This is a genomic window from Bradyrhizobium sp. KB893862 SZCCT0404, assembly GCF_018130885.1.
In the GTDB taxonomy this organism is placed as follows: domain Bacteria; phylum Pseudomonadota; class Alphaproteobacteria; order Rhizobiales; family Xanthobacteraceae; genus Bradyrhizobium; species Bradyrhizobium stylosanthis.
This window is the reverse complement of the sequence record NZ_JAFCLT010000006.1, coordinates 545217-563847: the sequence shown is the minus strand read 5'-3', so window position 1 is coordinate 563847 and position 18631 is coordinate 545217. Positions and strand designations below refer to the sequence as shown.

Annotated in this window: 16 protein-coding genes; 4 read left to right on the top strand and 12 right to left on the bottom strand. The window is 63.1% G+C overall.

Annotation, left to right across the window (positions count from 1 at the left end):
* Window positions 1-2698, top strand: a 2698-nt coding sequence (locus JQ617_RS25610) for a beta strand repeat-containing protein (protein WP_502754894.1), incomplete at its 5' end; no start/stop codon positions are given.
* Between the two features lie 59 nt (window positions 2699-2757).
* Here the strand turns inward: JQ617_RS25610 and JQ617_RS25605 are convergent.
* The 4 genes from JQ617_RS25605 to JQ617_RS25590 form a co-directional block, all read right to left on the bottom strand.
* Entirely contained in the window at window positions 2758-3774 is a 1017-nt protein-coding gene (locus JQ617_RS25605; RefSeq protein WP_249157478.1) for a transglutaminase-like cysteine peptidase, read from the bottom strand.
* 325 nt (window positions 3775-4099) lie between these two features.
* On the bottom strand, window positions 4100-5347 hold the full coding sequence (locus tag JQ617_RS25600) for an HlyD family type I secretion periplasmic adaptor subunit (RefSeq protein WP_212028699.1): 1248 nt from the start codon (window positions 5345-5347) through the stop codon (window positions 4100-4102).
* Window positions 5337-7565 carry a type I secretion system permease/ATPase gene (locus JQ617_RS25595; RefSeq protein ID WP_349630651.1) on the bottom strand — a complete coding sequence of 743 codons (2229 nt, stop codon included), beginning with the start codon at window positions 7563-7565 and terminating at the stop codon, window positions 5337-5339. The genes JQ617_RS25600 and JQ617_RS25595 overlap by 11 nt, the downstream gene beginning before the upstream one ends.
* A 274-nt stretch (window positions 7566-7839) precedes the next feature.
* On the bottom strand, window positions 7840-9537 hold the full coding sequence (locus tag JQ617_RS25590) for a TolC family outer membrane protein (protein WP_212028697.1): 1698 nt from the start codon (window positions 9535-9537) through the stop codon (window positions 7840-7842).
* Between the two features lie 748 nt (window positions 9538-10285).
* On the opposite strand from JQ617_RS25590, the gene JQ617_RS25585 reads away from it, so the two are divergent.
* Window positions 10286-10447 carry a hypothetical protein gene (locus JQ617_RS25585; protein ID WP_212028696.1) on the top strand — a complete coding sequence of 54 codons (162 nt, stop codon included), beginning with the start codon at window positions 10286-10288 and terminating at the stop codon, window positions 10445-10447.
* Between the two features lie 15 nt (window positions 10448-10462).
* Here JQ617_RS25585 and JQ617_RS25580 read toward each other — a convergent pair whose 3' ends face one another.
* Window positions 10463-10696, bottom strand: coding sequence for a hypothetical protein (locus JQ617_RS25580; RefSeq protein ID WP_063694586.1), 234 nt, complete (start codon window positions 10694-10696; stop codon window positions 10463-10465).
* Between the two features lie 50 nt (window positions 10697-10746).
* On the bottom strand, window positions 10747-11124 hold the full coding sequence (locus tag JQ617_RS25575) for a hypothetical protein (RefSeq protein ID WP_212028695.1): 378 nt from the start codon (window positions 11122-11124) through the stop codon (window positions 10747-10749).
* Window positions 11125-11574: 450 nt separating this feature from the next.
* Between JQ617_RS25575 and JQ617_RS25570 the strand changes: the two genes are divergently transcribed.
* A complete protein-coding gene (locus tag JQ617_RS25570; RefSeq protein ID WP_212028694.1) occupies window positions 11575-11973 on the top strand; it encodes a hypothetical protein in 399 nt (132 codons plus the stop codon).
* Between the two features lie 25 nt (window positions 11974-11998).
* Window positions 11999-12262, top strand: a complete 264-nt coding sequence (locus tag JQ617_RS25565; protein ID WP_145662675.1) for a hypothetical protein — start codon at window positions 11999-12001, stop codon at window positions 12260-12262.
* A gap of 94 nt (window positions 12263-12356) precedes the next feature.
* Here JQ617_RS25565 and JQ617_RS25560 read toward each other — a convergent pair whose 3' ends face one another.
* From JQ617_RS25560 to JQ617_RS25535, 6 genes are all read right to left on the bottom strand, one after another.
* The gene (locus tag JQ617_RS25560; protein WP_212028693.1) at window positions 12357-12644 is read right to left on the bottom strand and encodes a YciI family protein; all 288 of its coding nucleotides are present in this window, start codon (window positions 12642-12644) and stop codon (window positions 12357-12359) included.
* An 80-nt stretch (window positions 12645-12724) separates the two neighbouring features.
* Window positions 12725-13699 (bottom strand): sugar ABC transporter substrate-binding protein, encoded by a 975-nt coding sequence (locus tag JQ617_RS25555; RefSeq protein WP_063694582.1) that lies wholly within the window; start codon window positions 13697-13699, stop codon window positions 12725-12727.
* 43 nt (window positions 13700-13742) lie between these two features.
* On the bottom strand, window positions 13743-14720 hold the full coding sequence (locus JQ617_RS25550) for an ABC transporter permease (RefSeq protein WP_212028692.1): 978 nt from the start codon (window positions 14718-14720) through the stop codon (window positions 13743-13745).
* Window positions 14717-15667 carry an ABC transporter permease gene (locus JQ617_RS25545; RefSeq protein WP_212028691.1) on the bottom strand — a complete coding sequence of 317 codons (951 nt, stop codon included), beginning with the start codon at window positions 15665-15667 and terminating at the stop codon, window positions 14717-14719. The genes JQ617_RS25550 and JQ617_RS25545 overlap by 4 nt, the downstream gene beginning before the upstream one ends.
* Window positions 15660-17183, bottom strand: coding sequence for a sugar ABC transporter ATP-binding protein (locus JQ617_RS25540; protein WP_212028690.1), 1524 nt, complete (start codon window positions 17181-17183; stop codon window positions 15660-15662). Before JQ617_RS25540 ends, JQ617_RS25545 begins: the two co-directional genes overlap by 8 nt.
* A complete protein-coding gene (locus JQ617_RS25535) occupies window positions 17180-18574 on the bottom strand; it encodes an FAD-linked oxidase C-terminal domain-containing protein (RefSeq protein WP_212028689.1) in 1395 nt (464 codons plus the stop codon). Before JQ617_RS25535 ends, JQ617_RS25540 begins: the two co-directional genes overlap by 4 nt.
* Window positions 18575-18631 lie beyond the last annotated feature (57 nt).

The window sequence follows — 18631 nt, the reverse complement described above, 5'->3', positions numbered from 1 at the left end:
GCCGAATGCCGGCACGGTGACGGCGGCAACGGTTCTGGACGACGAGGCGCAGACGCTGTTCGTCGGCAACGACGTGCCTGCGGACGGTGTTGCGAACGTGAAGGTCGCGACGGGTGCCGCCGGTACCCTGTTCGCGGTGGGCGCCGACGGTCTGCAGTCGATCAGCTTCACCAACCCGGTCGGGCTGAAGGCGATCTACAAGGACGCCAACGGGCTCGGGGCCCAGGAGACGCTGACCTATGCGACCACGGTGGTCGCGGGCCACACCATCCTGACGGCGACGGGTGCGACCTCGAGCAACGTGGTGTTCAAGCTCGACGTGGCGCCTGACGGCTCCTACACGTTCACGGTGTCTGAGCCGCTGGTGCATCCGACCAGCAGCACGACGGAGGAGAACCTCGGCGTCACGGTCGGCTTCACGGTGAAGGACGGCGACGGCGACACGGCGACGGGCTCGCTGACGGTGAACGTCAACGACGACACGCCGAATGCCGGCACGGTGACGGCGGCAACGGTTCTGGACGACGAGGCGCAGACGCTGTTCGTCGGCAACGACGTGCCTGCGGACGGTGTTGCGAACGTGAAGGTCGCGACGGGTGCCGCCGGTACCCTGTTCGCGGTGGGCGCCGACGGTCTGCAGTCGATCAGCTTCACCAACCCGGTCGGGCTGAAGGCGATCTACAAGGACGCCAACGGGCTCGGGGCCCAGGAGACGCTGACCTATGCGACCACGGTGGTCGCGGGCCACACCATCCTGACGGCGACGGGTGCGACCTCGAGCAACGTGGTGTTCAAGCTCGACGTGGCGCCTGACGGCTCCTACACGTTCACGGTGTCCGAGCCGCTGGTGCATCCGACCAGCAGCACGACGGAGGAGAACCTCGGCGTCACGGTCGGCTTCACGGTGACGGATGGCGACGGCGACACGGCGACGGGCTCGCTGACGGTGAACGTCAACGACGACACGCCGTCGATTGGTGCCATCCAAGACGCGATTGCACCTTTCAGCAACAACACGCAGATTAACGGTACATGGCAGCCGCAGTTCGGCGCCGATGGCCCGAATGCAATCGCTCCCATTTCAGTCTCTATGGGGGCGAACCCGAGTGGCCTTACTTATGTCATCACGGATACGAATACGGCGGTGTCAGGCCACGAGCTCTTCAAGGTTGACGTGAAGAGTGGGACAACGACGCTGTACTCCTTCTATGAGTACACCGACTACAATTCCGCCACGAAAAGCGGGGAGATGTTTGCATTCACGGACCTTGCGCATACGAAGCAGTTCTTTGAACTGACTGTAGGCATCGATGGAACCTACAACTTCCATGTGGATACAAACACTCTGCAGCAAACGACGACTTTCAGTTTCGTTTCGCAGTTGCCGAACGGCGGCAACGGCGATTATCTGACGATCGTCAACGGCACCGGAACATTCCTCAGCGGCAACGATCCCGCCACGGTGCCTGCCGGCACCGTCCTTATTGACGGATGGAACAGCGGCAGCACGAGTCCAAACTCTCACGTCTTGCACAAGAACAACCCGGGCTTGGGCATTGACAACGGCAACCTGGACTCCGGCGAAACAGTCATGTTCAGGTTCGGTGATTTGCAAACCGGGGTGACTGTCGGCATCGGCAAGGGGAACAACTCGACGAACGAACATTTTCTGGTCACCGTCTGGGACGCGACTCATACCAATTCGGTCACCTGGGACTTGGTGCAGGCAGACGGCACGGCGGTTATTGTCGACCAGGCGCACTGGGGCGCTACCGGAACTGTATCCGGCGCGCTTTTCTCGACCTTCAGCGAGGTCGACGTCACGAATATCGCCAGCGGGGCTGCTGTCCCGGACCAAGACGACAAGGTCGTGCTGACGACTCTTTCGTATGGACAAAATACAACGATTGCCAGCACCACTCTGAACTTCGCGATCAGCATCACTGATGGTGACGGCGATACGTTCGCAAGCACTGACAATCTGACAGTGTCTCTGATCGGTACTAACGCCAGCCTGACAGGTACGGCCGCGCCCGAAGTAATCGCCGCGAGTGCCGCGAATGATACGATCACCGGCGGAACGGGACCAGGAGATACCGTTGACTACAGCAACGCGACCTCCGGGGTGACGGTCAACCTGACCGCAGAAACCGACACCGTTGCCGCCGCGGTGGGTGGTGGTGCCTCAGGTGACACCATCAAGGGCATCGAAAATGTCTTTGGATCGTCATTTGCGGATACTTTGACGGCTCAATCTTCCGGCAGTGTCCTCTATGCGGGCGCAGGTAGCGGAGCCGGCACGGATGTCTTGAATGGCGGCGCTGGCAATGACACTCTCGTTGCTGGCCTGGCAGGAACTGACACCATGTCGGGCGGCGCCGGCAATGACACGTTCGTGTTACACGGCAATGGCGGCGCCAATGTAACGATCTCAGACTTCAGTTTGGGCGATTCGATCGTCGTCGACGTTGCAAACCTGAACCTGACTATCAATACGGCCCAGGCTGTTACCTTCAACGCGGATGTGTCCGGTGCAAACGATCAGACGCACGACAGCGCGTTCGCAGGGTCCAACTTCTTCTTCAACAAGACCACCAATGAACTGTTTTATTCCGCCGACAACACAGCCGCTCACGCGGTCGATCTTGCCCATATCAGCACGGGCATACCAGCAGCGAACGCCGTTCACGTGGCGTAAGCGGCAGTAACGCATGACAAAACCGCCGGCGGGGACTCCGCCGGCGGTTTTTCTTCGCCTCAGAGAACCAGCGTCAGCGTGCTCAGCGAGCCGCCGCCACCTGCCTCCGCGGGCTCCGAGCCCGCCCATTCCGCGCCCGCCGCTGCCGGCGCGGCTTCGGCCGTAAGCGGCGCAGCCTTCGCATAAGGCTTGGCGAACAGATGCACGCCGTCGTGATTGATCGCGAAGAGCGGGGCGAAGTTGAGCTCGCCGTTGTCCTCCCGCAGGCCCGCCCAGCGGTTGTCCAGGACCAGCCAGCGGCCGTCGAGCCGGGCGGCGAGCACCGCGTGGTCCTGCCGGACCGTACGGTCGCGGACGAGGAGAAGGCGCATGTCGGCGTCCGGGAAACCCGCCTGGCGCAATGCGGCGTATTTGGCGATCGCATAGTCTTCGCAATCGCCTTTGCCGGTCGCAAAGCTCGCCAGCGGCGAACTCCAGCGGTCGAGCTCCCGATGCTGGACGAGATCGCTGACATAGCGGATCGCGGTATTCACGCCGAGATTGACTTCCTCGAGCTGAGCTCGCCCGGACTTGGCCTTGACGGCGCCGACGAGCCTGAGGAACTGCGCGGCGTGAGGCGGGCAGCTCGCAGGGGCGGATCCGCAGCGCTCGAGCACGGACTGCTCCTTGACGAGGTCTGCCTCGACGGCCCGCCATTTGCGCCAGATATCGTTGTCGGGCGCCCGGAATGCGAAGAGACCGAAGGGTTCATTGCCGAGCGGCGGCACGACGGCCGGAGAGACGGGCTCAGGCGCGGCATCCGTGGCGGTGGAGGAGGGCGGCGTCAGCGCTGCCAGACGCACGGCATTCGGCCCGCGTCCGCGCTCGCGGTCCAGCTTCGCCAGCACGGCGTTTATCGTGAAGAACGTCGCGGGAGCCTGGATGGTATCTGCTCCGGCCGGCGCGATCTCGGCCGGATCAGCCGGGCCGAGATCGGACGCAAACGCGACCGAGGTCGTAGCACCGGTGAGCGAAACCAGCATGGCTGCCGCAAACGTCAGAATGCCCTGCCGTCGCTGTGCAAAACGCGACTTCATTGACCGTCCCCATATTTCGGGACGTCGCCGGCGTCTTTGCGCGCCTGATCGTCATCCCGACCTGTTTATCGGGAGCCAGCGTGCGCGTGGGCGCGCTTAAGTCGGGTTAAAACAGGGGAGGCGTGGCCGGGAATGAGACGGTGCGATGAACCGCGGCTCTCCGGCGATGCTAAAGCTTGCGATCGCGCATTAAGGAGGCATTAAGCAAGCCGGGCGGGGCAGATCCAAAGCATGATCCGGACAAGCGCGAAGCGGCCTTCCGGCCAGATCATGCTCGGACGACAAGCCAAAGCGCGATGACGAGACGTCCCAGTCTGGTCCCGCTTCAGTGCTCGCGCAGCGCCTCATCCCGCAGGGTACGAGCCGGCTTCATGATGTAATCCAGAACGCTCTTCTTGCCGGTCAGGATCTCGACCGTCGTGATCATGCCCGGGATGATCGGAAGCGGGGTCTCCTCCGTACCGAGATGGTTCTTGTCGGTTCGAACCATCACGCGATAGTAGGTCTCCGGTCGCTGCGCGGCCTCGCCCTTGTCGTCGAGGATCGTGTCGGCGCTGATCCGCTCGACCTTGCCGGCGAGATGGCCGTAGACGGAGGAGTCGTAGGCGGAGATCTTGACGACGGCATCCTGGCCCGGGCGGATGAAGGCGATGTCCTGCGGCCTTATCTTGCCTTCGACCAGCAACGAATCGTCGAGCGGTACGATGTCCATGAGGTTCGCGCCGGGCTGAACGACGGCGCCGATCGTCGTGACGTTCAGCTTGTTGACGATGCCGCGAACCGGCGATCGCAGATCCGTCCTGCGCACCCTGTCCTGGGCGGACTTGATGTTCTCGTCCAGGACTGCAAGGTCGGCCCGCGCCTTGGCGAGGTCTTCGTCCGCCGCCGCCCGGAAGGTCGAAATCGTGGTCGCGATCTTCGCCTTGGCTTCGGCGATCTGCCCCTTGGCCTCTGCGGATTGACGCTCCAGACGAAGCATTTCGATCTCGGGAACGACCTTCTGATCGTAGAGCTTGCGGGTCAAAGCGAGCTCGCGATCGAGCAGGGCGGATGTCTGGGTCAGCCTGACGATCTGCTGATTGAGGACGTCGACGTCCTGCGAAACCTTGAGGGCGCGGGTCTTGAAGACGCTGCGTTCCGTTGCCACGGCGGCGGGAGCGACCACATCGATCTGGTCGGGAAAGACGATCTCGCTGCGGCCCCTGGCTTCGGCGTCGAGCCGCGCGAAGCGCGCGGCCATCGAGGCGCGGCGCTCCCGTATCTCGCCAAATTCGGAAGCGAATTTGGTATCGTCGATCCGCATCAGGGATTGCCCCTGCTGGACCACCGCTCCCTCCTGGACGAGGATGTCGCCGACGATCCCGCCTTCAAGGGATTGGACGACCTGAATCTGCCGCGAGGGGACGACCTTGCCGTTTCCGCGCTTGACCTCTTCGAGCACGGCGAAATGAGCCCAGATCAGGAATGTAGAGAGCAGGGCGAAGAACGCCCACAGCAGCATCCGGGAGGTCCGCGGCGTTCTCAATCGGACGGCCGCGCGAATATCATTGGCGTAAGCGAAATCAGCTGACATTGGACTTCTGCGCCGGCTGGACTTGTTGAACCACTCGGGGATTGACGGCAGGCTCGGCCGACTGAGCCTTGCCTTGCAACAGGCTCAAGACGTGATCGCGCGGCCCGTCGGCCACCAGCCGGCCGTTGTCGAACAGCAGCAGCCGATCGACCATGGTCAGCAGAGAGAGACGATGCGTGGAGATGACGATCGTCATCTGCGCATCGTCGAGCTTCTTCAGCCGCTCGAGGAACTCGGCCTCGCTGCGGACGTCGAAATGGGCGGTCGGCTCGTCCAGAAACAGGATCCGCGGCTTGCGGATCAAGACGCGCGCGAGGCCGATGGCTTGCTTCTGACCGCCCGAGAGGCTGCGTCCGCCCTCCGCGATGGGCATGTCGTAGCCCATAGGGTGGCCTGCGATGAAGCTCTCGACGCCGGCAAGGCGCGAGGCCGCGAGCACTTCCTCGTCGGTCGCCGCCGGATAGCCCAGGGTGATGTTGTCGCGCAGCTTGCCGAAGAACAGATCGGTGTCCTGCATGGCAAAGCCGATGCCGGCGCGCAGATCCGCGGGATCATATTGGCGAGAGTCGACGCTATCGACCAGGATGCGGCCATCCTGTGCCTCGTAGAAGGAGAGCAACAGGCGCCCGACGGTCGTCTTTCCCGAACCCACCCGACCGATGATGCCGACGCGCTCACCGCTCTGAATCTTGAAGGTGACCTTGTCCAGCGCCTTCCCAGGCGCATTGGGATAGGTGAAGGAGACATTTTCGAAGCTGATGGTGCCTTGTTCGATCTTCCTGGCGACATAGGTCCGTTCTGGCGAACGTTCCCGCTCCAGCGTCATGATCCGATCGATGGACTTGAGCGCCGAGAAGGTCTGAGTGCCGCGGGTGATCACGGACGCGATGCCCGCAATCGGCGCCAGAACCCGGCCGGCGAGCATATTGGCCGCGACCAGGGCGCCGACCGTCAGGGTGCCGTTCTGGATCAGAAAGACGCCGATTATGATCATCAGCAGGCTGGTCAACATCTGCACCGAGTTTGCCGCAGTCAGCGCCAGGGACGACCAGAAGTGTACGGCTTCGCCGGACCGGGCCGTCGCTGCAACCGAGCGCTCCCAGGCCGTCTGCATTCTTGCTTCACCGCCCGACGCGCGCACGGTTTCGAGGCCGGCGAGCGATTCCACCAGCACGCCATGACGCGCGGCCGACTCGGCTTGCAGTCGCTTCATCGCCCGGTTGAGCGGACGTTGCAGCAGGAAGCCAATTCCGATCATGACGGGCAGCATCAGGAGCGGCACCCAGGCGAGGGGGCCGGCGACCACGAAGAGAACGGCGACAAACAGCACGGCAAACAGCAGATCGGTCGCCGAGACCACGCTCCCGGAGGTGAAGAATTCGCGAACCGAATCGAAATCGCGAAGCTGGTTGGCGAGGATGCCGACCGACGTCGGTCGCTGCGCCATCTTCACGGACATGACGTGTTCGAAGATGTTGGCGGCAAGGACGACATCGATCGTCTTGCCCGTCACGTCGATCATCTTGCTCCTGACCATCCGCAGGACCAGATCAAAGACGATGGCGAGACCCATGCCGATCGAGAGAGCGACGAGTGAAGGGATGGCTCCGTTCGGAATGACCCGATCATAGACGCTCATCGTGAAGAGCGGCATGGCAAGGGCGAGAATGTTGATGAGCAGCGCCGCCAGCGCGATGTGGCCGTAGTTGCGCCAATGCGCCCTTACGACGGACCAGAACCAGTGTTGCCGCGGCAGACTGCCGGCGGCAACGGCTCGCGGGTCCAACTCGGCAGCGGCCCGGACGAAAAATGCGTAACCGGTATATCCCGCGGCGATCGCATCGAGGGTCAGCATCTGCGGCACATACGGCCGGTTGCTGGGGTCGATCACCTTGGCGGTACGCTTGGCCTCGTCGATGCTCAGCAGCACCAGCGTCGTTCCGTTCTTCATGATCAGCACGGCCGGAAGAACGAGAGGCGGGATGTCCAGCAGCTTGCGTTGGGTGGCTTCGGTCTCGAGGCCCGCGCGGCGCGCTGCGCGTTCGTAGAGCGAAACCGTCAGGCGCCCGTCGAGGATTGGCAAGCCGCCGAGCAAGCCGTCGCGTGTGACGGCTCTGCCGTGATGTCCGGCCAGGAAGATGAGCGAGTCCAGCAGCGGATCGCCTTGCTGCGCTTCGACTCTCTCGGCCCGGGCCGATACCGCGGGCCCCTCGCCGATGTTGTCCGGGCGTGCACTTTGGGCGGCCGAAGCCGTCTTTGTTCGACGAAACAACAAGCTGGTATGCCTTAAATGAAAAGCGATGACGCGAACTTTGCAAAGTCGTCGAAAGACTACGACAAATTGCCAGTTAATTCATTTAGTCATTTGGGCCGTCGAGATTAACGATTAACAATGGAGCGTCCGCAAGGCTATCCGTGCATTATCGGGGGTAGGCTGAAATCAAAAAGCCCGCACAAGTGCGGGCTTTTCGTTCGTCATCCGGTCGATGTTACTATTTTGTAATTGGCGAGAATGCGGTCAGCAGCCAATGGGGTTTCTCGGCCGCGGCATATGAGCTGCGCTGGCTGGTCGAGCTATCGAGCACGATCGGCCCGCCGGCGCCTTCGCGCTGCGCAAACCAAGCCGACACGCCGGCAACCTTGGCGGACCCAGCCTCAGGCTCCCCGGACCAGCGATCGCCGAATGCCGACGTGGCAGGCCCGGTCGCAGCGTAGGACAGCCGAACCGGCGCGGCCGTCGGTGCCGGTACCGCAACCCGCACCGGCTCCGAGCCGGTCTGCGGCAGGGTCCAGCGGATGGTCGGCACTTTGTAATCCGGCAGGCCGAACAGGTTGAGATCGGTCGGAGCTGCGTCGACAGGCGGAGGGGCCTTCAGATATTCGATCAGGGTTCCCGTCGCGGCGAGCAGCTGATAGTCCGCAAACACCACGACCGCCCGCGCCGAGGTCAGCGAAACCTGGGCGTTGAAGAACTGGTTCTGGGCATTCAGGAGGTCGATGAGTGAGCGCTGGCCGAGCTCATACTCCTTCTGGAAGGCGGCGATGGTCTTCCGGGCCGCCTCCAGCTCGCTGGTCAGCGCTGTAATGCGGGTCTGCGTGACCGTACGGGCGTTCCAGGCCTTGTCGATCGACTCATAGGCATCCCGCTGCAGGCGGGCGTGCCGTGCCGTCGCTTCCGTGAACCGTTCGGCCTTTTCCGAGCGATTCCAGGCGTCCTGGCCGCCGCGGAAGATGTCCCAGGACATCACCACCTTGCCGCTGTAGTCCTCATGGGTGACGGCGGGCGAGCCAGCGGCCGCAACATAGGGGAAGGAGTTGTCGTAATGCGTCGCCCGGCCTTCGAGATAGAATTTCGGGGCAAACAGGCCATCCGTGGACTTGAAGGCGTGCTTGGCGGCATCGACATCGGACTGGGCGGCGTTGATCGTGGAGTTGAACCGCAGCGTCACCGCGAGCGCTTCATCGCGGCTTGCCGGGAGCCCCCGCAACGTGCCCGGGAAGCGCACATTGTAAGGCTCTATGCCGACGACCTTGCGGTACTTCGCCCGTGCATCCTCGAGGCTGCGGCGAAATTCGGCCAGGGCCGCGCGAGCACTTTCGACGCGCTCCCTCGACTGCTCGAGGTCGCCTTCGCCGGCCCGGCCGCCCGAAAAGCGGGAGTTCACGTTCGAGAAGATCTTCTCGTGATTGGCGACGTTCTGCTGGGCCAGGGTCACCATGCGCATATAGCGCACGACGTCGATATAGGCCTCGGCAGCATCAAGGGCGATAAGCTCGGTTCGCTCCTTGACGCGCGCGGCAGCGGCGTTCACCCGCGCATTCTGGCGCCACACCTCGTGAATGGAGGTGAATCCATCAAACAGAAGCTGCCGGACAACGACCGATTCCTGGCTGCCGTTGCGCCACGGCCCGGATCCCGTCGTCGGCACCGCAATGCTCGGCGCAATAAAGCCGGGCGATTGGTCGAACTTCTCAGGCCCATAGCTGGCGTCGATACGCACTTGCGGTAACAGCGTACTCTGAGTCTGGCGGAGCTCGCTCTCGGTTGCCCGGCGGTTGGCTGAGGCCTCACCCACTCCCGGGTTGGTCTGCATCGCCTGACGCAAGGCATCGTTGATGGAAAACTGTTCAGCTCTCGCGGGGGCGACCGCCAAGATGATGGTTGCTAAGGCTAAATGCGCCGGCTTCATGGTCCCCACCATAAAAGTCTTTTAACAAATATTATCGCTCGGGAAGAATTAGCAAACTGCTACGGTCCCACCTATGACATTTCAGTCACAGCTTGCAGCAATCGATCCGACGTCCCTTGCGTGCGCAACACCGGATTCAGCCTAATTGGCGTAGCCAATTACCTCACTAGGGCTCGCTGCGTTGCACAAACTGTGCGTGTATTTTGTGCGTTAGCAATCTGATTTTGCTAGTTAATCCCGGCACCGCTGTGCTGCAACGTGGCGGTCGCTCAAGGCGTCGAGTTCATACGGGCGGGTCGGGGGAAAGGCAGGAGGAGGAAGCTTTGCCGCAGGGTGAATCGTTCCCTGCACATCCGCGGCGGAGAGCCCAAGGATGGACAGGGGACGTTCGGCCTTCGTCGATTCGGATACCGGGCGCCGGAACCGGGCTGACACGTCGGTCCGCGACCGGCTTGCCCCGATCGTCGGGCCCGGCGCTCCACCTGCCCCGGGAGCGGTCGGCGGCGGGGCATGGCCGACGCTCGTCCGGCGAACCGTCCAGGCCGAAGGCCGGGCCACTCTGACGAGGCCTCGGGCAAGCCCGCCTCCGGAATTAAAGAAGCCGCATTCGAGTTAATGACGGTTGGGCCAGGCAACGACCCGACGCAAACCTTGCTTAAGTTCTCAGACACATAGTGGATGCCTTTCAGTTTGAGATTGAAGGGCATCAATTGTGAATCAAGATCTTCGAACCGAGCTCGAAGGCCTCATGGAGGATATCCAGAAGCGCCAACGGCATATTGAGGACAGGGCTTTTCTCATCGACATCCTCGAGCGGGAGGGACACACCACGCTCGAGGAGCAGGCGCGCTCAGATTCGAGCGCAAGCAGCTGGCGTATCAAATGGAGCGGCAGACGAGCCTGCTTCTGAAGGCACGGAACTGAGCTAGCGCCAGTCATTGTCGGGCAATGTGCCCGGCGGAGGCTTGAGCTGCTCGAGCCCCTCGTCGATCGCCTTGATGTCTTCCTCCATCCGCTCGATGGCCCGGATCGGATCGATGCCGGATACGGTCCGGAGTTGCTCGAGCAGCCGGCGACGATGCTCCCGCAGCTCTTCGAGCCCCCGCCGGTCCTTCAATGCCACATGAGAGGCAACGATCAATTCGATGGATGATGGCAATGCAATACCCGTCGATCAAATGCGTCGATTAAAGCGCTCATTATAGAGTTTTATGTGAGCGTGAAAAGATCGTCGGCGTCCGCACTTTGACGGAGGGGCTCTGCTAGCCCAGCGATTCCTTGCGCTAATCCCCGAATATGAATCGCGAGCCGTCGCGTGCGTTCTTTACGCCCGGCATTACGCGCATTAACTTCGTCCCATATTTTGAATGTTTCACCTGCGTCGATATCAAGAAAAGCCATCCGCCAGGGCAATTGCAGACGATGTGCGATCGTTGCTCGGTCTTCGACCGGAAGATTCAAAGGTTCAAGGAACTCGTTGTTCAGCTGTCGGATTTCGATGACGGCCTGGTCGAGCGGATCATGTGGAAGATTGCCAAGCTGCGGAGCATGAAGGCCGCGCTTCACCCCGAAGACGGATAGCTGCATTCTTCCTTTATGATCATGCTCGGATAGCTGGCCGCTTGGCGTTCGGTCCGAAGCACGAAGATTCCAACAGCGCCGCCCGCTTGAAATCACAATGCGGACGGCGCTGCTCCAGCCCCGGGAGGGTGATGCAAAATCCCGGTTTTTCGAGTCTGCGGTTTTCGCCGGCCTGGGTCAAACCAAAGTGCAGAATTGGTGAATCGGGCCGAATGTAGTCCCTGGGCTCCTCATGGCATCGACCGTTCGGTTGATATTTCGGGAAAAAATAGAAGAAAGGCCTCATCTTAATGGTGATGAGCGCAGGCCTTCGAGCGAAATTCTGCCGAATTCCGATAGATTAATCGGGCGGCTATCGCACGGGTTCATGCTCCCGGCGCCCGCGAGGGACTTGGCAAGATCGGGAAAAATAGGCAATATCCAATTTTTCAGATTGCCCAATTTTTGGGATTGCCAATGCCAGCTTATCTCGTCCGCTCAATTGACAGTCATGAGATCGTCGGCCTTTTGTTCGCCGATCACCCCAAAAGTCTCGCCCGCTCAGTTCAGGAATGGACGGAGCGGGACGATTGCGAATACGTCGAATTGCCGGCCGGCGGCCTGGTATGGGCGGGGTCGGCGGTTCGAGTGCCTATGAGTACAGGCATCGAGAGAAGCACCGACTGGACCATCCCCGAATTGCCTTTCGCGACCGCGACGCTGTCCGAAACCTGGCTCGATGTGCTCTACGGCTACAAGCCTGAACTTCGCTGGACGAAGTTCAGAGCCAGGAAAGGGGCGCAATCAACGTCGGCCGAACTTCCGCAGCCGATGCATTCGGCTCAGGTCATTCCCCTACGAAGACCGCATGCCTAGCCAAAGCCAAGCGAGGAGACGGGTCATGACTGCAGAGAAGCTGCGGAGCCACGTCACCTACTTGAGCGAGCTGGTGCCGGACTCCGAGGGGCGCGATGTCTTCGTGGGCCTCACTTACTGGGAAACCATCTGGCTGATCGATTATCGGGAGCGCCGCGCGCGTCGTGAGCCGGGATGGAGCCGGGATCAAGCGGCTGCCCGCGAACTGGCTGCGAGGCACGATACGGCACACTTCGAGATCGTGACTGCACAGGCGGAACTGCGTTTCGACAACCCGACCATCCACTAGCCGGTTTGTGACGGCGAGTTGGCCGGCGACGGGGCAAGACGCCCTCGAAGGCGGTTGAGACGCCTTCTCAAGAATAGTCAGCTCGTGCGAAATCCTAACCCTGGCGGCGCAGGAAGCCCGTGATCGTGACCCTTTCCCAGATGCCGGCCGCGGCAAACGGATCGGCCTTGTTGAAGGCCTCGACTTCGGCGCGACCGGGCGCCTCGATCAGGAACAGGCTGCCGATCATTGTGGCGCCGTCGTCGGAGACGAGCGGCCCCGACATCACGATCTTGACGCCGAAGCGCGAGGTATCGCTCAGGAAGGACTTGTGGGCGTCGTAATTGGCGAGCCGGGTCGGCAGCGCGCCGGTGCGGTCGACGGCGTGAATGGCGAACAGCATGGTGGTCTCCGCTTCTTGGTTTCTTCTTGGCTTCGTTCTTGGGACGGCCGCGAGCGCGGCCGTCCGTGTTCGTCGTGTCCCTATTTGGCGCCGAGCTTGCCGGCGTCCTCGAAGGTCGGGCAGGTGCGCTGCTCCAGCGGCACGTCGAACGGCTGATAGTTGTCCTTGGTGATGACGGTCGGCTTCAGCACGATCTCGCTGATGACAGGCTGGTTGCGCAAGGAGCGGATCGCCATCATGGTGCCGAGGCAGCCCTGGGCAAATCCGTTGTAATCGCCGCTGGCGAGCAGCTTGCCGGACTTGATGGCGTCGATCGCCTCCTTGGTGCCGTTGATGCCGATCACCTGCGCCTTGCGGTTGGCGCCGTCGAGTGCCTCGATCGCGCCGACGGCCATGGCGTCGTTGGCGGCGAGCACGCCGTCGATCTGCGAATTCGACTGCATCAGGTTTTCCATCACCTGAAGCGCCTGCAGCCGCTGGTAGTTGCCGGGCTGCGAGGCCAGCAGCTTGGCGCCGGGCGTTTCCTTCAGCGCGTCGTTGAAGCCGCGCACGCGGTCGACGTTGGTCAGCGAACCCTTGACGCCCTCGATGATGACGATGTTGCCTTTGCCGCCCAGCGTCTTGAGCAGGAAGCGCGCGGTCTCCAGCCCCAGGCTGTAATCGTCGGCGCCGACGAAGGAGAGGAATTTGCCGCCGGCGGAGCGGTCGGTGATGTTGACGACGGGGATCTTGGCTTCGTTGATCTTCTCGACTCCAGGCACCATCGCCTTGTAGTCGACTGGCGTGAAGACGATCGCGCTCGGCTTCTTCACCACGACGTCCTCGATCTGGCTGAGCTGCTCGGGGATCGAGTCCGGCTTGGTCGGGATGTATTGCAGCGTTTTCGCGTTCAGCGCCTTCGCCATGTTGTCGGCGCCGACCCGCACCGTCTGGAAGAACGGGTTGGTCTGGTTCTTGGTGAAGACGGCGATGGTCTCGCCGTCGGCACGCACTTCGGTGGTGAACGCAGCCGCCATCAGCAGCGGCAGCGCCAGATAACCCAGCTTCTTCTTCATATTGCCTCCATCCCTCATTTTGCTTGTTGGACTTCTTGAGAACTCATTGCGCGCGGCGGCGGGTCTTCATGTCGAGCCAGACCGCGAGAATGACGATGATGCCTGTCACCAGCGGCTGCCAGTTGGCACTGACCGACAGCAGATTCATGCCGTTCAGCACCAGCGTCAGGATCAGCGCGCCGATGAAAGTGCCGAACACGGTGCCGACGCCGCCGAACAGCGACGTGCCGCCGATCAGCACGGCCGCAATCGCGGGCAGGGTCAAGCTTTCGCCGATGTCGGCCTCGGCCGAATTGAGCCGCGACAGGAAGATGATCGAGGCGAGCCCCGCCATGGTGCCGGACACCGTGTAGACCAGCAGCAGGCGCTTCGCGACCGGAATGCCCGAGAGCCGCGCCGCGACCGGGTTGGCGCCGATCGCATAGATCTCCTGGCCCCAGATCGTGCGCTGGGCGAACAGTGTCCCGATGCCGAGGAACACCAGCAGCAGGTAGACCGGGATGGGCAGGCCGAAAAGATAACCGCTGCCGATCTGGCGGAAGCCCGCGGGGAAGCCGTGCAGCGTCTCGCCCGCCATGTACCAGTAGGTGAGGCCGTTCAGCACCCAGAGCATGCCGTAGGTGGCGATGAAGGAGGGGATGCGCAGCGCCGTGACCATGACGCCGTTGAGCAGGCCGACGATGCCGCCGCAGGCAAGGCCGGTGAGGATGCCGAGCGCCGGCGAGCCGGTCTTGTGGATGATGGTACCGGCGATACAGGCCGACAGCGCGACGTTGGCGCCGACGGAGAGATCAAGGCCCGCGGTGAGCACCACCAGGGTCAAGCCTGAGGCGATGAAGAAGGTCAGGCTCGCCTGCCGGAGCACGTTGAGGATGTTGCCGAGGCTGAGGAAGGAATCGCTGAGCACGGCGAGCACCGCGCAGATCAGGAGTGCTGCGAGCAGGCGGTAAAACACCTGGATCGCATCCTGCGACAGGAACGAGCGGGGCGGCGCCATGACGTCCTTGCTGATATCGGTCATGCGCGGCTCCTGAGGCCGTCGAGGAACAGGGCAACGATGACGAGGACGCCAACGCTTGCGACCTGCACCGATGAGGGCAGCGAGATCAGGTTCAGCCCGTTGCGCAGCACACCCACAGAGAGGACGCCGAGCAGCGTGCCGAGCAGCCAGCCATTGCCGCGCTCGAACGAGGTGCCGCCGACGGCGACGGCGGCGATGGCATCGAACTCGAGGCCGAGGCCGGCGGTCGGGTGGCCGGAGTTCATCCGTGCGGTCATCAAAAGGCCCGCGATGCCGGCCATGGCGCCACCCAGCGCGTAGACCGCGATCAGCAGCTTGTTCGGCGAGAGACCGGCATAGCGCAGTGCCTCGCGATTGCCGCCGAGGGCGAAGATGTAAGTGCCGAAGCGGGTGTGATAGAGCAGGCCGTGGAAGGCCGCGTAGGTCACGAGCGCCATCACGATCGGCACGGGAATACCGAGCACCGTCGCCGAATACATGTCGCGGACGCTGTGGGGGATGCCGACCACGCTCTGGCCGTCGCTGACGATCAGCGAGAGGCCCTGCGCCATGCCGAGCGTGCCCAGCGTTGCGACGAAGGGCGGAATGCCGAGGATCGCGACCAGCCAGCCGTTGGCGATGCCGAAGGCCGCGCCGACGAGGAGCCCGGCACCGAGGCCCAGCAGCATCGAGTGGGTCGCGAGCGAGACGATGGCGACGCACAGCGAGGTCAGCGTCAGCACCGCGCCCATCGAGAGATCCAGCCCCTCCGTCATGATGATCAGGGTCATCGGCAGCGCCAGCATGGTCAGGATGGTGGACTGCACCAGCACGTTGGAGAGGTTGGCGACCGACAGGAAGCCGGGCGCGATCGCGCTGAACAGCGCGATCAGCAACACCAGCACGATGGCAACGCCGGGAATGCGCTGCAGTGGATTGGGCTCCGAGACGACCGCGGCTTCACGCATGATGCATCCCCAGTCGCACGATGTTCTCCTCGGTCAGTTCGTTGCGGGTCAGGTGTCCGGCGATACGGCCCTCGCGCATGACATAGGCGCGGTCACAGACATGGCAGATCTCGACCTGCTCGGACGAGATCATCAGAGCCGCCGCGCCTTCCGCGACGAGCCGGTCGATCAGGGCAAAGATCTCCGACTTGGCGCCGATGTCGATGCCGCGCGTCGGCTCGTCGAAGATGAACAGTTTCGAGCCGGCGGCTAGCCATTTGCCGATCACGACCTTCTGCTGGTTGCCGCCCGAAAGCAGGCCGACGGTCTGCCGTGCACTGGGCGTTGCAATGCGCAGCTGGCGAATGAGTGCATCGGAGGTCCGCTGCGCGCTGCGTTGGTCGAACAGCCCGCTGGGGAACAGCTTTCGCAGCGCGGATACCACGAGATTGTCGCTGACCGATCGCAGCAGCGCGAGGCCTTCGCTCTTGCGGCTCTCGGGGATCAGCGCGATGCCGCGGCGGGCGGCGAGATCAGGCTCGCCCGAGATGGTCTTGCCGTCGAAGATGATTTCGCCCGAGGTCACGGGATCGGCGCCGAAGATGGCGCGGGCGACCTCGCTGCGGCCGGAGCCGACGAGGCCGCACAGCCCGACGATCTCGCCCCGGCGCACCTCGATGTTGATGTCGGAGATGCCGGTCGATGCGGAGAGGCCCTTGACCTCGAGCAGCAGCTCGCCGGGCTTGTCGGCAAAATTGCGCGGATAGGTCATGTCGACGTTGCGGCCGACCATCATGCGGACGAGCTGGTCCGGCGTGACGTCGGCGGGTTTGACGCCGTCGATGCGGCGGCCATCGCGCAGCACGGTGATGCGGTCGCCGAGCGCGAATACCTCGGCCATGCGGTGCGAGATATAGACGATCGACACGCCGTCAGCCTTCAGCCGCGCGATCAGCGCGAACAGCAGTTCGGTCTCGCGGTCGGACAGCGCCGCGGTCGGCTCGTCCATGACGAGGATGCGGGCGTTCTGGCTGATCGCCTTGGCAATCTCGACCATCTGCTGCTGTGCGACGCCCAGTCTGTCGACGATGGTGGAGGGATCGATGTCGAAGCCGATCGTATCGAGCACGCGTTTCGCGTCCGCCAGAATCTTGCGACGGTCGATGGTGCCGGGGATGCGGCCCTTCGGCTCGCGGCCGAGGTAGATGTTCTGGGCGATGTCGAGATGGGGGACGAGCGAGAACTCCTGGAAGATCACGGCAATGCCGAGCTTCTGCGCATCTGCGGTGGAGGAGATCGCGACCTTGTTGCCTTGATGGTAGAACTCGCCGGCGTCGGCCCGGTAGGCGCCGCACAGCACCTTCATCAGGCTCGATTTGCCTGCGCCGTTCTCCCCGAGCAGCATGTGGACTTCGCCGGGGTAGACGGCAAAGGACACGTCATCCAGCGCCTTGACGCCGGGAAACTCCTTGCTGATGCCGCGCAGCTCCAGCAGCGGGACAGGCGAGGTGACTTCGATCGGGAGCGCGTCGCTCATTCCCTGGCTCCGCCTGAAAAGATCTTCCCGGGATTCATCAATCCATCAGGATCGAGCGCGATCTTGATCTGCCGCATCACGTCGACGGCCTCACCGAGCTCGTCGGTGAGATAATCGATCTTGCCGAGCCCGATGCCGTGCTCGCCGGTGCAGGTGCCGTCCATGGCGATGGCGCGGGCGACCATGCGGGCCTGCAGCGCCTTGGCGCCTTCGGTCTCCTCCGGCTTGGTGGGGTCAATCAGGATCAGCATGTGGAAATTGCCGTCGCCGACATGGCCGACGATGGGCGCGGTGAAGCCGTGCTCGTCGGCATCGCGGCGGGTCTCGGTCAGGCATTCCGCCAGCCGCGAGATCGGCACGCAGACGTCGGTGATGACCGCGCGCGCGCCGGGGCGTAGGCCGAGGCCCGCATAGAGCGTGTTGTCGCGGGCGTGCCAGAGCCGGCTGCGGTCTTCCGGTGCCTTGGCCCAGGCAAAACCATGACCGCCATGGTCGGCCGCGATGGCTTGCGCTGCCTCGGCCTGCTCGGCGACGGAGGATTCGGAGCCATGGAATTCGAAGAACAGGGTGGGCGCCTCGCGGTAGCCCAGCTTGGCGTAGGCATTGATGCCGCGCATCATGACGTCGTCGAGCAGCTCGATGCGAGCCACGGGGATCGCAGACTGGATCACGGAGATCGCGGTGTCGACGGCGTCGTGCAGCGTATCGAAGCTGCAGACCGCGGCCGAGATCGCCTGCGGCACGGGGTGCACTTTCAGCGTGACCTCGGTGATGACGCCGAGCGTGCCTTCCGCGCCGACGAACATGCGTGTCAAATCGTAGCCCGCGGCCGACTTCCGGGCGCGCTTTGCGGTGCGGATGATGCGGCCGTCGGCCAGCACCACCTCCAGCGCCATGACATTGTCCTTCATGGTGCCGTAGCGCACCGCCATGGTGCCGGAGGCGCGGGTGGAGGTCATGCCGCCGATCGAGGCGTCCGCACCGGGATCGATCGGAAAGAAAAGTCCGGTATTGCGCAGCTCCGCATTGAGCTGCTTGCGCGTGATGCCGGGCTGCACCACGACATCCATGTCGCTGTCGTGCACCGCCAGCACCTTGTTCATGCGTGCGAAGTCGAAGCAGACGCCGCCCGCGACCGCCGCGGCATTGCCTTCGAGCGAGGTTCCGGCGCCGAACGGGACGATCGGCATGCCCGCGCCCGCGCACAGCTTCACGATGTCGGCCACTTCCTGCGTCGTCTCGGGAAAGACGACGATATCGGGCGGCAGGCTCCGATAGTGCGACTCGCTCTGCCCATGCTGATCGAGCACACCGCGCGCAACGCTCGCGCGCGGGCCGATCATGCCGGTGAGGCGATCGGCCAAAATGCTCGTGCTGACCCGCGGTCCCATCCTTGCTCCCTGTCTACCCCGATCGCGGACTCTTGCCGGTCCGCTGCGTTGTCGTCC

Coding starts and splice junctions, on each gene's coding strand:
- JQ617_RS25605 (WP_249157478.1), bottom strand. CDS start 3,774: ATGAAGTCGCGTTTTGCACAGCGACGGCAGGGCATTCTGACGTTTGCG.
- JQ617_RS25600 (WP_212028699.1), bottom strand. CDS start 5,347: ATGTCAGCTGATTTCGCTTACGCCAATGATATTCGCGCGGCCGTCCGA.
- JQ617_RS25590 (WP_212028697.1), bottom strand. CDS start 9,537: ATGAAGCCGGCGCATTTAGCCTTAGCAACCATCATCTTGGCGGTCGCC.
- JQ617_RS25585 (WP_212028696.1), top strand. CDS start 10,286: ATGGAGGATATCCAGAAGCGCCAACGGCATATTGAGGACAGGGCTTTT.
- JQ617_RS25575 (WP_212028695.1), bottom strand. CDS start 11,124: ATGCAGCTATCCGTCTTCGGGGTGAAGCGCGGCCTTCATGCTCCGCAG.
- JQ617_RS25570 (WP_212028694.1), top strand. CDS start 11,575: ATGCCAGCTTATCTCGTCCGCTCAATTGACAGTCATGAGATCGTCGGC.
- JQ617_RS25565 (WP_145662675.1), top strand. CDS start 11,999: ATGACTGCAGAGAAGCTGCGGAGCCACGTCACCTACTTGAGCGAGCTG.
- JQ617_RS25560 (WP_212028693.1), bottom strand. CDS start 12,644: ATGCTGTTCGCCATTCACGCCGTCGACCGCACCGGCGCGCTGCCGACC.
- JQ617_RS25555 (WP_063694582.1), bottom strand. CDS start 13,699: ATGAAGAAGAAGCTGGGTTATCTGGCGCTGCCGCTGCTGATGGCGGCT.
- JQ617_RS25550 (WP_212028692.1), bottom strand. CDS start 14,720: ATGACCGATATCAGCAAGGACGTCATGGCGCCGCCCCGCTCGTTCCTG.
- JQ617_RS25545 (WP_212028691.1), bottom strand. CDS start 15,667: ATGCGTGAAGCCGCGGTCGTCTCGGAGCCCAATCCACTGCAGCGCATT.
- JQ617_RS25540 (WP_212028690.1), bottom strand. CDS start 17,183: ATGAGCGACGCGCTCCCGATCGAAGTCACCTCGCCTGTCCCGCTGCTG.
- JQ617_RS25535 (WP_212028689.1), bottom strand. CDS start 18,574: ATGGGACCGCGGGTCAGCACGAGCATTTTGGCCGATCGCCTCACCGGC.